This is a genomic window from Anaerohalosphaeraceae bacterium, from assembly GCA_035378985.1.
Lineage (GTDB): Bacteria > Planctomycetota > Phycisphaerae > Sedimentisphaerales > Anaerohalosphaeraceae > JAHDQI01.
Genome location: DAOSUR010000014.1, coordinates 81,781 through 99,908 on the forward strand (window position 1 = coordinate 81,781; position 18,128 = coordinate 99,908).

9 protein-coding genes are annotated in these 18,128 nt (G+C 53.5%); 4 read left to right on the forward strand and 5 right to left on the reverse strand.

The annotated features are described in order from the left end of the window. Nucleotides 1-12: 12 nt before the first annotated feature. The 5 genes from PKY88_10515 to PKY88_10535 form a co-directional block, all read right to left on the reverse strand. Entirely contained in the window at nt 13-3,690 is a 3,678-nt protein-coding gene (locus PKY88_10515) for a DUF4450 domain-containing protein (GenBank protein HOQ05632.1), read from the reverse strand. Nucleotides 3,691-3,706: 16 nt separating this feature from the next. After that, nucleotides 3,707-6,202, reverse strand: a complete 2,496-nt coding sequence (locus PKY88_10520) for a glycoside hydrolase family 88 protein (GenBank protein HOQ05633.1) — start codon at nt 6,200-6,202, stop codon at nt 3,707-3,709. A gap of 49 nt (nt 6,203-6,251) precedes the next feature. Continuing rightward, a complete protein-coding gene (locus PKY88_10525; protein HOQ05634.1) occupies nt 6,252-10,316 on the reverse strand; it encodes a pectinesterase family protein in 4,065 nt (1,354 codons plus the stop codon). A gap of 185 nt (nt 10,317-10,501) precedes the next feature. After that, on the reverse strand, nt 10,502-11,719 hold the full coding sequence (locus tag PKY88_10530; protein ID HOQ05635.1) for a Gfo/Idh/MocA family oxidoreductase: 1,218 nt from the start codon (nt 11,717-11,719) through the stop codon (nt 10,502-10,504). Nucleotides 11,720-11,787: 68 nt separating this feature from the next. Beyond that, on the reverse strand, nt 11,788-12,597 hold the full coding sequence (locus PKY88_10535) for a prepilin-type N-terminal cleavage/methylation domain-containing protein (GenBank protein HOQ05636.1): 810 nt from the start codon (nt 12,595-12,597) through the stop codon (nt 11,788-11,790). A 297-nt stretch (nt 12,598-12,894) separates the two neighbouring features. Between PKY88_10535 and PKY88_10540 the strand changes: the two genes are divergently transcribed. The 4 genes from PKY88_10540 (at nt 12,895) to PKY88_10555 (ending at nt 17,754) form a co-directional block, all read left to right on the forward strand. Next, nucleotides 12,895-14,088, forward strand: a complete 1,194-nt coding sequence (locus PKY88_10540; GenBank protein HOQ05637.1) for a substrate-binding domain-containing protein — start codon at nt 12,895-12,897, stop codon at nt 14,086-14,088. A gap of 215 nt (nt 14,089-14,303) precedes the next feature. Beyond that, nucleotides 14,304-16,172, forward strand: a complete 1,869-nt coding sequence (locus tag PKY88_10545; GenBank protein ID HOQ05638.1) for a hypothetical protein — start codon at nt 14,304-14,306, stop codon at nt 16,170-16,172. Then, nucleotides 16,169-17,047 carry a hypothetical protein gene (locus PKY88_10550; GenBank protein ID HOQ05639.1) on the forward strand — a complete coding sequence of 293 codons (879 nt, stop codon included), beginning with the start codon at nt 16,169-16,171 and terminating at the stop codon, nt 17,045-17,047. The genes PKY88_10545 and PKY88_10550 overlap by 4 nt, the downstream gene beginning before the upstream one ends. Continuing rightward, entirely contained in the window at nt 17,044-17,754 is a 711-nt protein-coding gene (locus tag PKY88_10555; protein HOQ05640.1) for a DUF6339 family protein, read from the forward strand. The genes PKY88_10550 and PKY88_10555 overlap by 4 nt, the downstream gene beginning before the upstream one ends. Nucleotides 17,755-18,128: the final 374 nt, after the last annotated feature.

Consider the following 18,128-nt stretch of genomic DNA (forward strand, 5'->3'; position numbering starts at 1 on the left):
TCCTTTCTCTGTTCAGCGAACCAACACAGCAGCCATTAATCCGATAATCACCTCATTTGCCAACGCCCGCACGGTCAAAGAGCGAAGGGGCTTGGCCGGCTCCAGCGCGATATCCAAAACCGTTGCGGCTCCTCCGGGAACCATCCCGCCTTTGCCTTTGAATTCCACAGCGTCATAAACGGCCGTTTGTCCGCTTCGAAGGTACACACGAGGCGGTATGGGCTCCGGTCTGCGAAAGCCGTAATCATCCAGAAAATAATCCTGGTCAATCGGCCACCACGTGGTGGGATTGTGCAGGGCCAGCCGTTCCTGCCTGCCGTCCGCATAGGTCACAAGCACTTCGCCGTTGTCGATGCGGCTCTGCATCGAGTTCGTGGAACCGGCCATGAAAAGATACAGATGCTTTGCCTGTCCGGACAAAGGAATCGTGATTTCATCCGGAAAATTCTCCCACCGGGAAACAAAGACAATATTTTTGTCCTGCGGGTCAGCAGGCCATTCAAAAACAATGCCCTGCGGCAGTCGATAGAATCCGCCCTGCTCCTGCACGCATCGCCGCAGGCCGCTGTCGTCCACCTCAAAGGTTTTGGCAAAATCACACCAGCTGCCGATGCCTTGTTTGGGAATCGACAGCGAACAGAACGGAGAACGCGGGCTGAGATATTCATTTTGGAAGATGCGGCGGAGCTGTTCATTGAAGACCTCCGTCAGATGCACCGCTTCCATCCGCTCTTTGGGCTGAAGCGATAGTTTCCAATTGACAACCAGGCCTTCGGCACGACGGCCCTCGGAAAACTTCACGCAAACCCGATTCGAACCCGGCATCAGCGGCACTTCATCGACGGACAGGATTATCTCCTCCGACTGTCCGTAAGCCGGCACCCAAAGCGGCTGCTCCCTGTGCCAGGTGCCCACTGTCACCGCCGCCTCACTGAAAACATGGCCCGTATTGTTCCGGATGCGAAACCGAATGCTCTGGGGGTCCTGACGGACGGAAGGAATAATCTCCACAGCCGGCCGCACCTCCAGAGCAAGCGGTTCCAGCCACTTCATCCGCCCCTGCTGCACCTCCGCAAAAACCGTCCGATGGCCTTCTTTTCCGACCGTTCGGCCCTCCATCGCTGTTCCCCGAACTCGAATTTTGTCCAGCACCCCCTGCGGGTCGAAAACCTTCTGAAATCTCGCCGAGTCAATCTTCGCCGTCCATTCTTCCCCCAGTGCAGCAACGGGGATCGTCTGTGCCCGCGCCGGCGCCGGGCCCTTCCAGACTACCTGCACCTCATACGCATCCGCTAAACGCGGCGTGATTTCGATTCTTGCAGTGCCTACGGTCCCTTCCAGGACCCTCCAGAAGGCCGAGCGGCCGTTCACGGAGACCCGTTCCACATCTGTGCCGCGGGCCGGAATCTGCAGAATCAGGTTGAGCGGACACGAAAACAGCGGACGAATGCTGAAGCTGTCCGTCCACCCCGAACGCTGATAGGCAAAGACAATGTCCGGATGCCGCAGGCGAGCCCATTCCCACTCCGCCGGAAATCCCGGACAAACCACCAGCTGCCCCTGGAGGGAATCCGGACGAATGCCGAACAGACCTTCGATAACCGCCCGGCTGACAATCCCCACGGCATCCCCGAAATCCCGCTGGGCTTCCCCCCGGGCCATATCAAAATAGGTCGTCATCCCCAGATTGCCCGGACAAAGCCCCATATACATACTGTCGAGGATGCATCCTTTCAGCAGCGAAAAGGCCTTTTCCTGCCGGCCGAGCTGCCAATAGGCCAGGGCTGTATGGGCCGTTTCGGCCATCACCACATTGTTGGTGGACCAGGTATAAGGCATCCAGTTCGTCGTCGGCAGCGTACAGCAGAGCCCTTGGGGAATCTGGGGGCCGTGGATGGGAATATGCGCGATTTGCGTATCTACAAACCGGCTCATCTGCCAGGCCTGCATCGGGTCCGCCGCCCCGCAGTCTATCGTATGGTAAAACGTCCACAGCGCTGCACTCGGATGCGTCCGCTGGAGGCCCAGCCAGTCTTTCCATTCGGCATACCAGCCGTCCTCTCCAAGCCACAAATGCTTCCGCATGGCCTTGAGAATCTGTTCGGCCTCCCGCTCATAAGGCCGGGGAGACCTGCCCAGCCGCCGGGCCAGCCGCGCCGCCAGATGATTCTGATAATAATTGTAAGCGGAGGCGTGCGTGACTCCTCCGCCGCTGTACTGCAAGTCATCGCTGGCCCAGATGGCCGCATACGCCTCGTAAAGCGGAAGACGCTCCGGCCCGAAGGGACGGCGGAACAGCCGACGCTCCCACTCAAAATGCCGCTCGAGCACCGGCCAGAGTTCCTCCGCCAGCGCCCAATCTCCCGTCCACATCAGATGCCGAAACAGAGCGTCCACATACACCAGATTCATATCGTAGTGCCGGCCGCCGATGTCGCCGCGGCTCTGCTTGGCCGGATGACTGCGGGACAAATTTGAAGCCGGGTCCGGTCCGGGTTCCGCCGCCGCCTCCTGCAGATTCTGCCTTTGAGCCCAATATCGAAGGTACCGCCGGGCCCGGTCGTGCCAGCCGAGGGCATCGTTGGCATAAGCCCCCCGCCAGCCCGCCAAGGCCGTCCGCCAGGCCGCTGCACCGTGCATCACCGTACCCTGCGGTTCATCCCAAATGCCGTCCGCCGCCGCACAAAGGGCCGAAACCGCCGCATTGAGAAAGGGGTCCGGCGTATCCGCCAGCACCCGGCCGGCAATTTGTCTGCGATGCTGTTCGGTCCGCTCAAACAGCGATTCAAAATCCCCGGAAAACTCCGCCTGCTCTCCGGACGCAAGCCGATGCAAAAGAAAATAGGCGGCCTTTCCTTTCTGAAGCGGAACTGCCGCAAAAGCCACAGGATAGTCAAATGACCCGCCGGCAGAAGCCGCCACCTTTTCCAGGTTGTCCCAGTGCCGACCGTCCGCCGTCTGAACCGCCGCTTTCGGTGAAAAAAATCCCGCCAGGGAACCGATTCGGCCGGACAGAACAAAGGCATTTTCCCGAATCGAGAATGCATTCTCGCGGCAGAACTCCGGACGAAACCGGAAAAATTCCGACACGGGTTCTGTTTCACAGCCGATATCCCCTCCTCGGCGTCCGCGCCGGCCGCTTGCTCCGCCGGTAACCATCAGCCACTCGCAGGGTTCGGTTTCTGCCTGCAATTCTGCTTTGACCAAAATCCCTTCCTTTTCATAAAGGGCCAGTACGGTCAAAAGCAGAGAACCGTTTTTCAGCAGCGGGTCTTCGATTTCATAAACCATGGAACCGGCTCGGTATCGGCTGACAATTCGCCGGGCCTCATTCAGACAGCGAATGCCGTCTTTTGTGCGGATTCCAAAGCGGACATTTCCCCCATGGCCGGGCAGATATAGCGAAATCTCCGGTTTATCCCCTGCATCCGCCCGAAAGGCCGTATTGCCGCCGTACAAAGGACGATTAAAGAACTCCGGGCCGTTTTCAATCACAAAATCCCGTCCCTCCGGACGGTATCGAAGCGGCTGGGCCGTATGTCCTTCCATCGTCGGACGTTCGGCCAGAACACGTTCCGGAGGATTATACTCCCCGCCGGAAACTCTCTGGACGACTCCGGCCGTAAGCATCCCCAAAATCAGGACGCTTCGGCTAAGAAGAGAACCGCCTGTAAAACGGCAACATTGCATAGAAAACCGAATTTGTTTATTTGGCGGCAATCAGACCTGCTTTCATTTCCATTTCGAGGGAAGCCAGAATAAACGGTTCGACGGCCTTGGGGTCATTGCTTCGAACGGGCTCGCTGATGTAATAGTTAAACGAACCGTCCCGATACGGACTGCCCCCCAGCCCGGCGACGGCACAGCCCTTATGCAGATGCACTTGCCCATCCGCCGCAACCTCCACAAACTCTTTCAAAATGCCGGCATACCCCTTCTCGGCCGCCTCCGTCATACTCGAAGGCAGATATCCCTTGCGAATCCCTTTCAGCAGGGAATACACGAACATTGCCGAGCAGGAGGATTCCAGATAATTCCCTTTCTCATTTGGTTTATCGACAATTTGATACCAGACTCCGGTCTTGGGGTCCTGGACCTTGACCACAGCTTCCATCAGGCGGTTCAGAATGTCCACCAGTTCTTTGCGCTGCGGATGGTCGGTCGGGAAATAATCGAGGGTATCAATCAGGGCCATGGCATACCAGCCCATCGCCCGGCCCCAGAAATGCGGCGAACAGCCGGTTGACGGGTCCGCCCATTTCTGCGTGCGGGACTCATCCCAGCCGTGATACAACAGCCCTGTTTTGGGGTCACGGGCATGTTTTTCCATCAAAACAAACTGCCGTGCCACATCATCAAAGAGCGGCTTTTCCTCAAACACCGCCGCATACTGGGCCAGAAATGCCGCCCCCATATACAACCCGTCCAGCCACATCTGATGCGGATAAATCTTCTTATGCCAGAAGCCGCCTTCGGAGGTCCGAGGGTGCGTTCGCATCTGTTCCCGCAGGGCCTCAATCGCCTTGCGGTACTTGGCCTGCGGAGACCGCAAATACACATCAATCAGCGTCTTGCCGGGATTGATGTTGTCAATATTATAGGTGGCCGCATCATACGTCAGAATCTGCCCATCGTCGGTTATCAGTATATCGTAATAACTCTTGACATACTCCAGATACTCCGGCTTGTCATACAGAATCCCGGCCGTCCAGATGGCCTTCATCATCAGCCCGCTTGGATACTTCCATCGCGGCTTGGGCGAAAAATCAATCATCCACGCCTGCGGGTTGCGGGTCATTTCGGAGCGAATCATTCGTTCTGACCAGCGCTCCGTCGAGGCCGCCGGTTTATCCTTGGGCAGAACAAGAAACGACTCAACCGCCTCCGCCACGCCCTCTTTTTCTGCATTTTCAAACACGCACCCCTTCAAAACCACATTTTGAACCGGACTGTGCGGATAGCCGCGGATGTGCCAGGGATACTTGCTCTTGCGGCAGACCACGTTGGTCATAAAAATATCGCGGACAATCGGCTTAAACGGCCCGCTGTCTCCTTCTTCATAATAAAAGTCAATCTTCAGCGCCGCCTCCCGAACTTGTCTCATCTCCACATTGCGCATGAAAATCCGCTCAATCACCCCGCCTCGCACGGAATTGGTTTTAAAGCGAAGGCCGCGGTCCAGATTGGGACTGTCCATCAGACAATCTTCAACAAAAACATTCCGAACGCTGCCGGAAATCTCGCTGCCCAGCACAACCCCGCCGTGCCCGTCCTTCATCGTACAATTGCGGACAATAATGTTTTCCGACGGCACATTCACACGGCGGCCGTCATTGTTGCGGCCCGATTTGATGGCAATGCAGTCGTCGCCGGTATCAAAATAACAGCCCTCAATCAGCACATCCCGGCAGGATTCCGGATTGCAGCCGTCATTGTTCGGTCCGTGCCCGATGACTTTGACATTTCGTACGGTGATATTCTGACTGAGCACCGGATGAATATGCCACATCGGACTGCTGCGAATCATCACCCCTTCAATCAAAATATTCTTGCAGCGGTACGGCTGAACCATATTCGGACGCAGATAATGACCCTCGCCGTACACCCGCTCGGCCACGGGAACCCCCTGCTCTCCCTGTTTGACCAGATTCTGCACATCTGTCTTCTGCGCCGCTTTCCACGGCCACCAGGTCTTTTCATCGGCACTGCCGTCCAGAACCCCGCTGCCGGTAATCGCAATATTTTCCTGCTCAAAGGCATAAATCAGGGGCGAATAATTCATGCACTCCGTCCCCTCAAACCGCGTAAACACCACCGGAAGGTAATCCGCCGGATTGCTGGAAAACCGGACAACCGCTCCTTCCTTCAGGTGGAGATTGACCCCGCTTTTCAAATGAATCGGTCCCGTCAGGAAGGTCCCTTCCGGCACGACAACGCGTCCGCCTCCGGCCTGATGACAGGCCGCTATCGCTTTGCGGAAGGCCTCCGTACAAACCGTTTTTCCGTCGCCGACCGCCCCGTAATCCGTAATCACAAAATCCCGTTCGGGAAAGGTCGGCGGCTGAATGCGGGCCAGAATCTCCGGCACACTCTGCCAGCCCTCTTCCTCCGTCAACGCAGCAGCCGGAAAGCCGCAAATCCAAAAGACTGCAAAAACCGTCAAAAGAAACCGCCCGCTTCCGAGCATTCGTTTCTGCTTCATTGAAAAATCCTTTCGACTCTTATTGTTCCTTTCCGGACCGCTTATGGCATTAAGACGCTTTCGCGGTCAAGGTATAAATCTTTGCCGGTTGAACTTCGAATTCAATCACAGCATTTTCTTTCTGGCTGAAATCGACCCGCTGAAAGCCGGAGACAATCTCGACCGGAATTGACGTCCTGACTCGACAGACCCCTGCTTTGGAGGGGCGAATCCGGGCTCGCTTCAGCCGGCCGTTCTCCCATTCGATATCAACCTCATAGCCGCCGCGCGCCCGCAGGCCCGAAACGGAACCGTTCGGCCAGGCGCTCGGCAGGGCCGGCAGCAGGTCAATCCGGTCCAGATGGCTCTGAAGCAGCATCTCGGCAATCGCCGCTGTGCCGCCGAAGTTGCCGTCTATTTGAAACGGAGGATGAGCATCCATCAAATTGGGATAGGTATTGTTGCGGAGCGCATCCAACAAAAGCTGATGAGCATGGCCGCCCTCCTCAAACCGCGCCCACAGATTCATCTTCCAGGCCTTCGCCCATCCGGTCCCGCCGTCTCCCCGCCCCAGAAGAGACACACGGGCCGCCTGAAACGGTTCGGGCTGCTGCAGCGTAATATCCCGGCCGGGATAAACACCCCATAAATGCGAACAATGACGATGGGGTTCCTGCGGTTTGTCTTTGTCCTCCAGCCATTCCTGAAGCTGACCGTGCCGTCCAATCTGATTGGGAGCGATTCTGTCTTTTAATTGGGTTAACTGAGCGGCCAGTTCGTCATCCTTTTTTAAGAGACGGGCCGCCTGAATTGTCGCTTCGAAAAGCGAGCGGATAATCTGATGGTCCATCGTCGGGCCGGCCACAAGCCCTCCATGCTCCGGAGAATTGGACGGCGTGCTGATCAGCCAACCCGTTTTCGGGTCCTCCGTCAGAAAATCGACAAAAAACAGGCAGGCCTCTTTCATCAGCGGATAGGCGCGCTTCTCTAAAAACCGCTCATCCTGGGTAAACAAATAATGCTCCCACAAATGATGACACAGCCACGCCCCGCCCGTTACCCAAATGCCGTGATTGGAAGCATTGATAGGTGCCGTGCCCCGCCACAAATCGGTATTATGGTGCAGCACCCACCCGCGGGCTCCATAGTGGGCCTGAGCGGTCTTGCGGCCGCTGACCGCACAATCCGCAATCAAATCAAACAGCGGCTGATGGCATTCGGACAGATTACAGACTTCCGCCGGCCAATAATTCATCTCCGTATTGATATTCACCGTGTACTTGCTGCCCCACGGCGGGTTCAGCTGGTCATTCCATAAGCCCTGCAGATTGGCCGGCTGGCTTCCGGGACGAGAACTGGAAATCAGCAGGTACCGCCCATACTGAAAATACAGTGCTGCTAAAGCCGGGTCGGACTGCGGGTCTTTAAGCCGCTCATCCGTCGGTTGTTCCGCTGCCGCCGTCTGCCCCAAATCAAGCCGAACACGCCCAAAAAGATTGCGATAATCCGCCCGGTGAGCGGACAGAAGGTCCGCATAGGTCCTTCCGGCTATTTTTTCGAGGGTTTGGGCACACTTGGCCGACGGGTCGCCGCTGATATCCTGAAAGTCCTTGAAACTCGTAAAGCCGGTCAGCGCAAAAAAGGCCGCATCCGCCCGTTCCACCGCAATTGAGCCGTCCTCCTGAACCTTGACCGTTCCGGCCTCACTCCAAATGCGAAGCCGAGCCGCAAACCGCAGCTGCCCGTCCTTCACCCGACCGGTCATCTCAATCTGACCGTCATCGATTCGCCGGACGGCAATCTCTTCGTGCGGGCTTTGAAGAGAGGCCGTAAACGAAACCTGCCAGGGCCGATCTGAGGAAATCGTTCCGACAATCACCTGGTCCGGATAACTGGCAAAATAGGTTCGTTCATATTTCACACCCCCCAGCCGATACTGTATGTGGACAACGCCGGACTCCAAATCCAGCTGCCGCTGATAATCAGAAACCTCCTGATGTCCCTCAAAACGAAGGAACAAATCCCCAAACGGCTGATACGATTTCTGCCGCAGCGGCACGCTCATAAACTCCCGGGCTGCCAGCTCTTCCGCTTCTTTCTGTTTGCCCTCCGCCAGCAGCCGCCGGATTTGCGGCAAATATTGGACCGCCCCTTCGTGATGATAAAAATGCGGTTCTCCATTCCAGAGGGTATCCTCATTGAACTGAAGCCGCTCCTGGGCCGCCCCGCCGAACACCATCGCCCCCAGACGCCCGTTCCCAATCGGCAGGGCCTCTGTCCACTCCTGCGCCGCACGCGTGTACCACAGCCGCAGACCCTGAGAATCTCCGCCAGAAGCAGCAGGCACTCCCGCCGCTTTCGGATTCCATCCGTCCTGACCGCCCAAGACGGAAGGCACCGTAATTTGTCGGGCCTCCTCTTCCGTCAGCTGCCGAGACCACGACACACGCGCCGCCGGATTGGCCCCGGGACCGCGGCTCTGATATTCTGCATATCGGGCCGTCTTCTCCCGTGCCGGCTGGTTCCAGTTGTGCCAGCCCTCCGGACGGATGATGTCCGCCATCTCCGTATTCAGAAAAACCACACTCGCATAATCCCGCCATGGACGCCCCAGATAGGTCTTGGCCCGTCCCGCCGGCTCCCCTGTTATGCGGCAGTTCGAGAAGACATAGCCCCATTTCTGCTCCGGCGGGGTCGAGGCGGCTGTGATATAGCTGGCCTCCAGACAATGAATCTGACAACGGTCAAAAAACGCCGTCCCGCTGCCGAAGATAAAATCGCAATGGCCGGCAATGTAGCAGTCCTCATAATAATGCCGCCCGCGGTGGTCCAGCAGCGTATCCTGCCAGCCCAGAAACCGACACCGCCGAAAGACGCATCGGTCGCCGAAGACCGCCAGCGCGACCGCCTGCCCGACCGGCCCGGCCGTATTCTCAAAGGTCAGGTCTTCCGCGGCAAAATCGTCCGCCCGAATCGTCACCGAAGGCGTCGCAAACGTGCCGATTTCCCTGCCGCTCTCATCCCGCATCGCCGCATACAAATTGTACGTCAGAATTGTTGTGCGGGCATCCTCTCCCTTCATTCGAATCAGCCGTTTGCCCTCCGGTATGACAATCCGTTCCCGATACACGCCCGGCCGAATCCAAATCTCAACCGGCTCGGCATTGCCCGACGGAATCGAATCAATGGCCGCCTGAACGGAGGGATAATCTCCCTTTCCATCTGCACTGACAATTATGCGTCGACCGGGAACGGAGGAAGAAGTGCCGAAGGACTTCCGGAGCCAATCGGCTATTTTTTCCTTCCAGTGCGGCTCAAACCGCCCCCATTCCGTCAGACGATGTCCCGCGCCTTCTATGGTGATCAGCTCACACGGCACGCCGCATCGCTCCAGCGCCGCCTTCAAATCCAGCGACTGCTGATAGGGGACACTCTGGTCTCGGGTGCCGTGAACCAGCAGAAACGGCGGCAGTCCCGCCTGAACGTCCCAAATCGGGGAAATCTTTTTCAAAACCGCTGCGGACGCTTCGTTCAGTTCCGGCCCCAGTCCCAGCAGATTCTGCATCGAGGTGCTCAATCCGCCGCGGCGCTGATTGTCGGCCACCATATCCACCGGCGGCGCCAGGCCGATGACCCCCTGCACCCTCGTATCCTCTCTGCCCCAAATGGCCGCCGAACAGGCCAAATGCCCGCCGGCGGAGTATCCGGCCAGCACAATCCGATTGGGGTCACCGTTGTAATCGGCCGCATGCTGTTTTACCCAGCGAATCGCCGTCTGCACATCCTCCAGACACGCCGGCCACCGATGCGCAGGCGCCAGCCGATAATCAATCGAAACCCACACCCACCCCGCCTTCGTAAAGACTTCCAGCAGTTCATCTCGGTCCTGGGTCTTGTCGCCGCTGCTCCAGCCCCCCCCGTGTATATACAGAACAATCCCGAAAGGCCCCCGGCCCGACGGCACACAGACATCCAAAAGCAGCTCCTGTCCGCCTGCTTTCCCATAGAGAATATCCGTCTGCAGCCCTGCCGAGACCGCCGCCCGACAAACCTCGCTGCCCAGAAAACAGCCAAGCCAGAGAATCAAACTCTTTCGAAGCAGACTGCACCCGAAGGATGGATTCTTTGTTTTCATTGCCTTTCTACCTTGCACAGAAGCGTAAACGCAAATTCAGTATATCCTCGCCTAACCTTTCCCGCCAGACAGCACCATTTTCTTTTAGGCTGCCTTGTGTTTTCCAATAACCCGAACAGAGACAACAACATCCCCTCCATCCATCCAAGAAGAAATCAAAGCACAGACAGCCGCGGTCAGCGGCGTCAGCTTTCCCACGACACCCGCTGACCGGGAAAACTCGAATACTCCTTCATCACAATCGGACGCCCCCGACGGGCCCAGGGCACCTGAATTTCGGAAAGCAGCTGGCAGCTCGAATGGGCCCGCTGCATAATCGGCACAATATCCTTAATCAGGGTAATCGGCAGCCCGTTATGACGGCTTTTGACGACGTGCGCCGCGTCAATATCCGCCGGCTCCCCGCTCGAATCAAACGCCCCGTTCACACACAGCGTAAAGGGCCGGCACAGCGACAGCGGCACCTTATATGGACGGCCCGTCTCAAAGCAGAATGCCACATCCTTGAGCATCTCCATCCGCGGGTCTTCGGACTCTTCGAGAAACTCCGCCTGACGTCCGTCATTAAAAACAATCTGGGCCTGATTGAAATTGCGGTAGGTAATGGTCGCCCGTTCGCACTCGACGACCGTTTCGCTTCGCACCTCGGAAGCCGAACAAAGGGTAGTGTTATGAATCAGAACACAGCCGTTTTCACAGACAATCCGCATGCTGCTGGTATCCTCAGACTCAATCTCATGCACGCGGTACAGCTCGGCCTCCACCACCAGCGGATACGCCATCTGGTCCGCCTGCGAACCCGCCAGATACAGCGAATTGCTCAACACATGGGCCTGCGGATTGTTCAGCGTCCCGTCCAGCACCCATTCTCCGCAGGAGGTCCGCACCGTACCACACCAGTGATTCCGCCGAAAATAGGCATCCGGCCGCTGCCAGGCCGCCAGCGAACGAACCCGACGAACCTGCCCGAATTCGCCTGAGACAATCCGGCGCTTGAGCGTCTGAACAATCCCGCTGTACAAATATTGAAACAGCACCGCCACGCGCCGACCGGTCTGCTCCTCCAATTCAATCAAATCATCCATTTGCTGAATGGTCGGCACCGGCGGCTTTTCCAAAAAGACCTCAAATCCCTGCTCCAGACACTGCCGGGCATACTGATAATGGCTGTCAATCCCCGTGAAAACAAAAACCGCCTTCACCCGTGACTGCACCGCTTCCAGCAAACTCTTTACATCGTCGAAAACCTCTATGCCGCGTTCCACGCACATCTGGTAGCCCTTTTCGCGGCGGTTCGGTTCGCTGCAGACCCCCACCACATCAAAACAGTTGTTTAAAAAGAAAATCCGCTCCAGCTGCTTATATGCATACCCCTCTGTACCGATGACGGCAACCGGAATCATATTCAGATTTTCTTCCCTGTTTTCTGTTTCCTGACTGTGTTTGCTGGAACCCGCAAGAGGCAAAGAGATTACATCCCGCCGATCAGACGGAAGACGGTGTAATAGTATTCATTATAATCCACCTGGCTGCTGTCAAACCGGTCCCAGACCGGATGTTTAAAGATTTCCGGATTCTTGCAGTTGCTCACATGAGCATCCGCAAAAAGGGCATTGACCGAATAATTATTGGATGCCTTATACTCCGAACCGGAATCCTGAAGACGCTGATGGCTGAGATTCTTTCGCCCCCACAAGACATCCGTCGCATACGGCAGAGACGGATGCAGGTCTGTAAACTTCTTCGGAAAGGCCGCCGGGGCAAAAATCGTAGTGGACATCACCGGATTGCGGGCGATGGGAAAATAGGTAAAGCCGATGCGAATCCACTGGTTGCTGCCGTTCCGCGTATTGAAATCCTGCGGCAAAGTGCCCCACGGGGCCGGCTGGCAGTAGGATTCATATTTATAAAGTTCCAGACGATTGCCCGGACAGTAAAAAATCTTCGGCTCCTCCATAAAACCGCTTTCGTACAGTTTGGCCCAGCGAATCGGAATCGGCTTGCCGTTGGCATCAATCCATTCGGGCTTATCTCCGCGATAGACTGCATACCCATGGCCTGATTCCTGCTTGCCGTTTCTGTCCACTGCATCCGGCAGATTTTCATATGACTGGGAATACGAGCGCATCGCCACTCCCACCTGACGAAGACGGGAGGCACATATCACGCGCTTGGAAATGTCTTTTGCCGTCTTCAGTCCCGGCAGCAGAATAGACAAAAGCAGCGCGATAATCGCAATGACAACCAGCAACTCAATCAGGGTAAACGCCTTTCGTTTCATAATGTTCCCCTTTTTCCCCACAAGTTTTTCAACCTTGTTTCATACTGTCCGCCTGACCTTTTCATTTTCGATTTTCGAACAAAGATGAACAAGGCAATCTCGCGCTTAAAAAAAGACAATTTTGCGCAACGGCTTGTATTTCATAGAGATATGAGAGAAAAACCGCTTTTGTCCATCTTTTCAGGATTTAATTCATCGAGAATCGCCGGCATTCTCCTTGACTTTCTCGGAATCCCAATGTATATTCTGTCTATCGGACATTTATTTTGCGCAACAACAAATATTGTCGGCCGCCAAATGAAACCAAAAGTCAAAATTGCCTTCGCCTACAGCACTATTACCCACAACACCCAAGGAATCATGTCCGGCATCACAGAGTACATTCGGGACAAAGGGGATTGGGATTTGATAATCTGGGCAGACTCGTCTTTTGAATCCATTGAGTTCCTGAAAGAACGCGGCTGTCGCGGGGCCTTTGCCAATATTCAAACCTCGATGATGGCCCAACAAATCCTCAAAATCAAGATGCCGATTATCGCATTTTCGACTTTGCAAAATCTCCTTTCGATTCCATATATCAGCGCCGACCCGGACCAGATAGCTCAGACGGCCTACGATTATTTCAAAGGCAAAAAGTTCTCTCAGTTCGCCTTTTTTGGAATCAGTGAAGCCCGCTGGTCGATGGAAAGGATGGAATCGTTCCGGCGGTGTGTCGAGCGGGATGGGGGGACACTCCACACATTTCAAAGCAGTCCGCGTCCGATTCGAAGCGAATCAGTGCCCGCCGCCAAACTGTGGATCGACACCATCCTTCAGAAAGGTCAGCAGCCCCTGATAGACTGGCTCAGGCAGCTGCCCAAACCCATCGCCGTCCTGGTGAGCAACGATGTGCTGGCCTGTCATCTGAGCAATGTGGCGGCGGAGGCGGGGCTGCGGATTCCGGAGGAAATAGCCCTGCTGGGGGTGGATGATGACCAGGCCATCTGCAGTCTGTGCACCCCGCCGCTGTCGAGCATCGCGTTTAATTTCAAAACGGCCGGATATGAGGCGGCCCGGCTGATGGATGACATCATCAGCGGAAAAGAGCGGATGCGCGGCCAATGGATACGCATCCAGCCGGCGGGCGTGCGGGAGCGCGGCTCGACGGATATGTATGCGCTGGAGGATGAGGAGCTCATCAAGGCGCTGCGGTACATCCGAAGCCATGCGTCGCAGCCGCTGCAGGTGGACGACATCGCCGAGCAGCTGTGCCTGAGCAAGCGGACGCTGCAGATGAAGTTTCAGCGGGCCCTGGGCCGGTCTATCCATGATGAAATCATCCGGGCCCATTTTGAACTGGCCCGCACGCTGCTGGTCGAGACGAATCTGCCGATTGAGACCATTGCGATTCGCTCCGGATTTCACTACACCTCCAATATGCGGCGGGCGTTTCTGGAGATAACGGGGATGCTGCCGCACAAATACCGCCAGGTCCATCGCGGCCATTCGTGAAAGCAGAAATCCAGCAGCCCAGACGCCAGCGGTCGGCAGCCGGAGGAAAAGACGAAGCCAGAAGTTCGAAATCCGAATCTCGAAACCCGAAGCCTGAAACTCCCAACACTCACGCCGAAGGCAAATGCCCCCAAAAAAACGGAAAAAAGGGGTTGAAAAGGATTTGTAAAATATAGTAAAATTATCTTTAATAAATAATTTAAAAGACTCTGCGGATGGAGAAAGTCAGGATATGCGCAGGAGGAATCATGCAAACCATACAGCTGGCATTTCCGCCATTTGAAGGAGAAGAAGAAGGATTAAATGATGCAGGAATCGAGACATTCGAAGGAGATGTAGAGGACCATATTGCGAGAGAATGCGGTCAGAATACTTGTGATGCTGCTTTAGACAAAAAAGAAGTGCAGCTGCATTTTTCTCTTCTTACGATGCTGATTGATCAGTTGCCGTGTCTGCTTGAATTAAAAGATGTTTTTACTAGATGCATATCTTATTGGGAAGGTGATCCTAAAGCAGTCTCCTTTTTCTCAAGGGCTAAAACCTGTCTCGAGCAAAAAACAATCGGTGTCCTAAAGATAAGCGATTACGGCACAACTGGACTGACAGGGACAGATACTGACAGAACGGGCAGGTGGTATTCTCTGGTCAGGGCCAAGGGAGCCTGCAACAAAGACGCAGGTGCCGGAGGCTCTTTCGGCATAGGAAAGTACGCTCCTTTCGCCGCTTCCAAACTTCGAACTGTTTATTATTATACACGAACCTCGGAGAATGAAGCTTTTCAGGGTGTCTCCCGCTTGGTAACTCACCTCAACCCACAAAGACAAAAAGTTCACCCCACCGGCTACATTGGTGAATGTATTCAAAGGAACGGTGTATACTCCTTCAATTCTATCCGTAATGCAATACCTGAACTTTTCCGAAGACCTGTCGGCATTACAGGAACTGATATTTATGTCCCTGCCTACCGAGAAAGCGGTCATTGGGAGGAACAATTAATAATCTCTGTTCTGGAGAACTTCTGGCCGGCTATCTGCATGAAGAAAATTGTATTTAAGATAAACAACACCGCTATAGACTCTAATAACATAGCCCAATATATGGAACATTATAAACAGCATGAAGCATTCAAAGCATACCGATATTTTAATGCTTATAAAAACGGGGTCCCCTACACGCGCACTCTTGAGATTGTAGGCAACTCCGAACTGAGGCTGATAATTGATGACATGCGGGAAAGCAAACCTATTGCTGTATGCAGAAAAAGCGGAATGATTATTGATACCTGGGGACACTTCAGCAGTCGAAAGCCTATAAGCGGCATATATATCTGCCACGATGAAAACGGCAACGAAATCTTGCGGAAGTTAGAACCGCCTCGTCATGACAAATGGGATCCAAAACGAGGAGAAAACGGGAAAAAGGTAATTGATACAATTAGGTATTGGATTCGCAGTTGCATAGACAGCTTTCTGAATGACGAGATAAGTGATTCCTTTCAAATTTCTGAAATGGCTCAGTATTTACCCGACGACCAGATTTTCGGGCCGGAGGCAATACCCCCAAGCTTACCAGGAGGGCTTCCCTCGGGCCCCCAAGAAACAACTACATCGCCGATAACTGGTTTGCCCCCAAGGACCCCTCCAATTGCTGAAGGTGGTCAAAATGCAACAACTGGAGAAGAAGAAGGGACAAGCGGCGGCGGGGGCGTCAAAGAAGGAGGCGGAAAAGGGGGCGATGGACATGACGGAAGAAGCAGCGGTGCCAAGGACGGCGGCAATGGGACAAAAGGGGGCAAGAAAACTCCAAAAGGGAACTTGCGCATGCGATGCATGTATGATGAAGTTCAGCAGTCTTATACAATAGTGCTTCGGTCTGATGCCGAATTTGAAAGCAGAATATCATTCGGAGCAGTTGGAGATGACGGTGAAGTGGAAATGCTGCGGATTGAAAAAGTGATGCAGGACAACAAGGAGCTGCCTGTAGAACAAAATGGTTTCTTCGTAAAGTTAAATCCAGACAGTCCTCAGCATTATAAGCTGGTATTTGAAGAAAAGGAAAAGATGACCTTAAGGATAATAAAATGAAGACGACCGAGAGATTCCCTTATCCTGTTTTGTCAGCTTTTTCCGATGACATACAAAACTCAACATTTGAGTCGGCTGTCGTTTATCAAGCAGACAAAAACAAAAAAAACTATTGTTTCACCTACACAATCGCGTTACACAATTCCACGATAATACAGCTATTACAAGAACACCGAGCCGTTCTTGCACTTCATTTTGAATGCGGAAGGACCTTTTTTCGGGAAAAATATCAAATAGAAAACATTGCATGGTCTGACTGCATCACCATCAGCGGAACAATTGAAATCCCATGGGGTCGGATATGCGGCAAAACTGAAATCTCCGCATTTGTCTATGCTGATGATGTTATAGAGAATTACCAGCCTGAAGGGCTCCACCCAGATTATCAGCAGACCGCTTTTACAATGCACCCGGGAGAAATTTTGGCTGCAAGCGGACCGGTGATACTCGATGTGTACTCAGACTATGAGCTTATTCAAAAACCCGATTCAATTATTGTATTCAGACTCGACAAAGAAAGAGAAACAGGCGAAATACACATCAGTCTCAATTCAGACAAAATCAATGTTTTTCTTCCGAAGAATATGTTTGACAAATATGAGGCCTTGCGTACTGACAAGCAGAAAGAGGGCATCATAACATCTTTGCTCGGCATACCTGTATTGATGGAAGGACTAAAATTCATTAAAGAAACTACGGACGAGAATCTCTCAGAAAACAGGCAGTACCGATGGTTCAGATCACTTGAAAATAAACTTCGTGAGATGGGAATCAATATCAAGAATGAAGAAAACACTTTTGAAGCTGCGCAAAAGGTTTTTGCAAATCCGTATATGAGAGCGGCGGTTGATTTTGAAATGATGGATAGGTTATGAAACTCAAAGTATTTAAGCAGGAATCACTGGAACAGCTAAAAAAGGACGCTTTAAATCGAATCGATTTCTATCAAAAGAAGACCCCTTGGCTTAATGAATATTTTCGAGGCGGAGCCTATTACTATGAGACTCAGATTAATCTGCCCGACAACTTTTCTCTTTTGACTAATGAAGGTGAACCATCCGATACGGACCAGGAGAATTCGAAGCGAATATATGAAGCATTCAGGGGCAGGCTCAACCCGGTGCAAGCTGCCGAGGAGCGATTATGGGCATATCTTTGTCATGAAACATTTTGGGACTACATGATTTGGCGATGGCCTCCCAAGAAAGATGGAACCATTATCAGCAGATATTATTTTGACGGCGAAAGCAGCAGAGCATTAAGCAGAAACGGCATCTCTCGCCTTTGGTGGTTTGCTCATTTAACATATGATGAGAGCAGAGAAGACCCTTATGAACTGACAAATATTCTGCTATACTCGCAGGATATTCAGCACAATCTGCTTGAAAGAAATTTCGGCAGGAACAGAACCATTCTTCATGCTGTGCTTGATTTTTTGAAAGAGTATCCAGATATACAAGGCAAGGAACAATACGTTAAAATTGCAAAGACTTTAAACCGTCTGGGCGGAGTCAGGCTTTTAGACGCATTGGGACCTGAAAAAATCAAAGAGTATCTTAAATCGAAAATACTGAATCGATAAAAATATATGGCTGACCATTTAACAAAGGAGAAGCGAAGCTGGAACATGTCGAGAATCCGAAGCCGGGATACGGCACCGGAAAAAGCGGTAAGGTCGCTTCTTCATCGTCTGGGGTATCGGTTTCGGATATATCGGAAAGATCTGCCGGGCAAACCGGACATCGTTCTGACCAAATATAAAACGGTTATATTTGTCCACGGCTGTTTTTGGCACCGTCACAAAGGATGCCGCCGATGCACAACCCCATCCGCCAATCAGGAATATTGGCTTGCCAAATTTGAAAAAAACATTTCGAAGGATAAAAAAAATAAAATGCTTTTAAGGCGTTTGGGCTGGAAAGCCATTACTGTATGGGAATGTGAAATAAAAAAACC

Coding starts and splice junctions, on each gene's coding strand:
- PKY88_10515 (HOQ05632.1), bottom strand. CDS start 3,690: ATGCAATGTTGCCGTTTTACAGGCGGTTCTCTTCTTAGCCGAAGCGTC.
- PKY88_10520 (HOQ05633.1), bottom strand. CDS start 6,202: ATGAAGCAGAAACGAATGCTCGGAAGCGGGCGGTTTCTTTTGACGGTT.
- PKY88_10525 (HOQ05634.1), bottom strand. CDS start 10,316: ATGAAAACAAAGAATCCATCCTTCGGGTGCAGTCTGCTTCGAAAGAGT.
- PKY88_10530 (HOQ05635.1), bottom strand. CDS start 11,719: ATGATTCCGGTTGCCGTCATCGGTACAGAGGGGTATGCATATAAGCAG.
- PKY88_10535 (HOQ05636.1), bottom strand. CDS start 12,597: ATGAAACGAAAGGCGTTTACCCTGATTGAGTTGCTGGTTGTCATTGCG.
- PKY88_10540 (HOQ05637.1), top strand. CDS start 12,895: ATGAAACCAAAAGTCAAAATTGCCTTCGCCTACAGCACTATTACCCAC.
- PKY88_10545 (HOQ05638.1), top strand. CDS start 14,304: ATGGAGAAAGTCAGGATATGCGCAGGAGGAATCATGCAAACCATACAG.
- PKY88_10550 (HOQ05639.1), top strand. CDS start 16,169: ATGAAGACGACCGAGAGATTCCCTTATCCTGTTTTGTCAGCTTTTTCC.
- PKY88_10555 (HOQ05640.1), top strand. CDS start 17,044: ATGAAACTCAAAGTATTTAAGCAGGAATCACTGGAACAGCTAAAAAAG.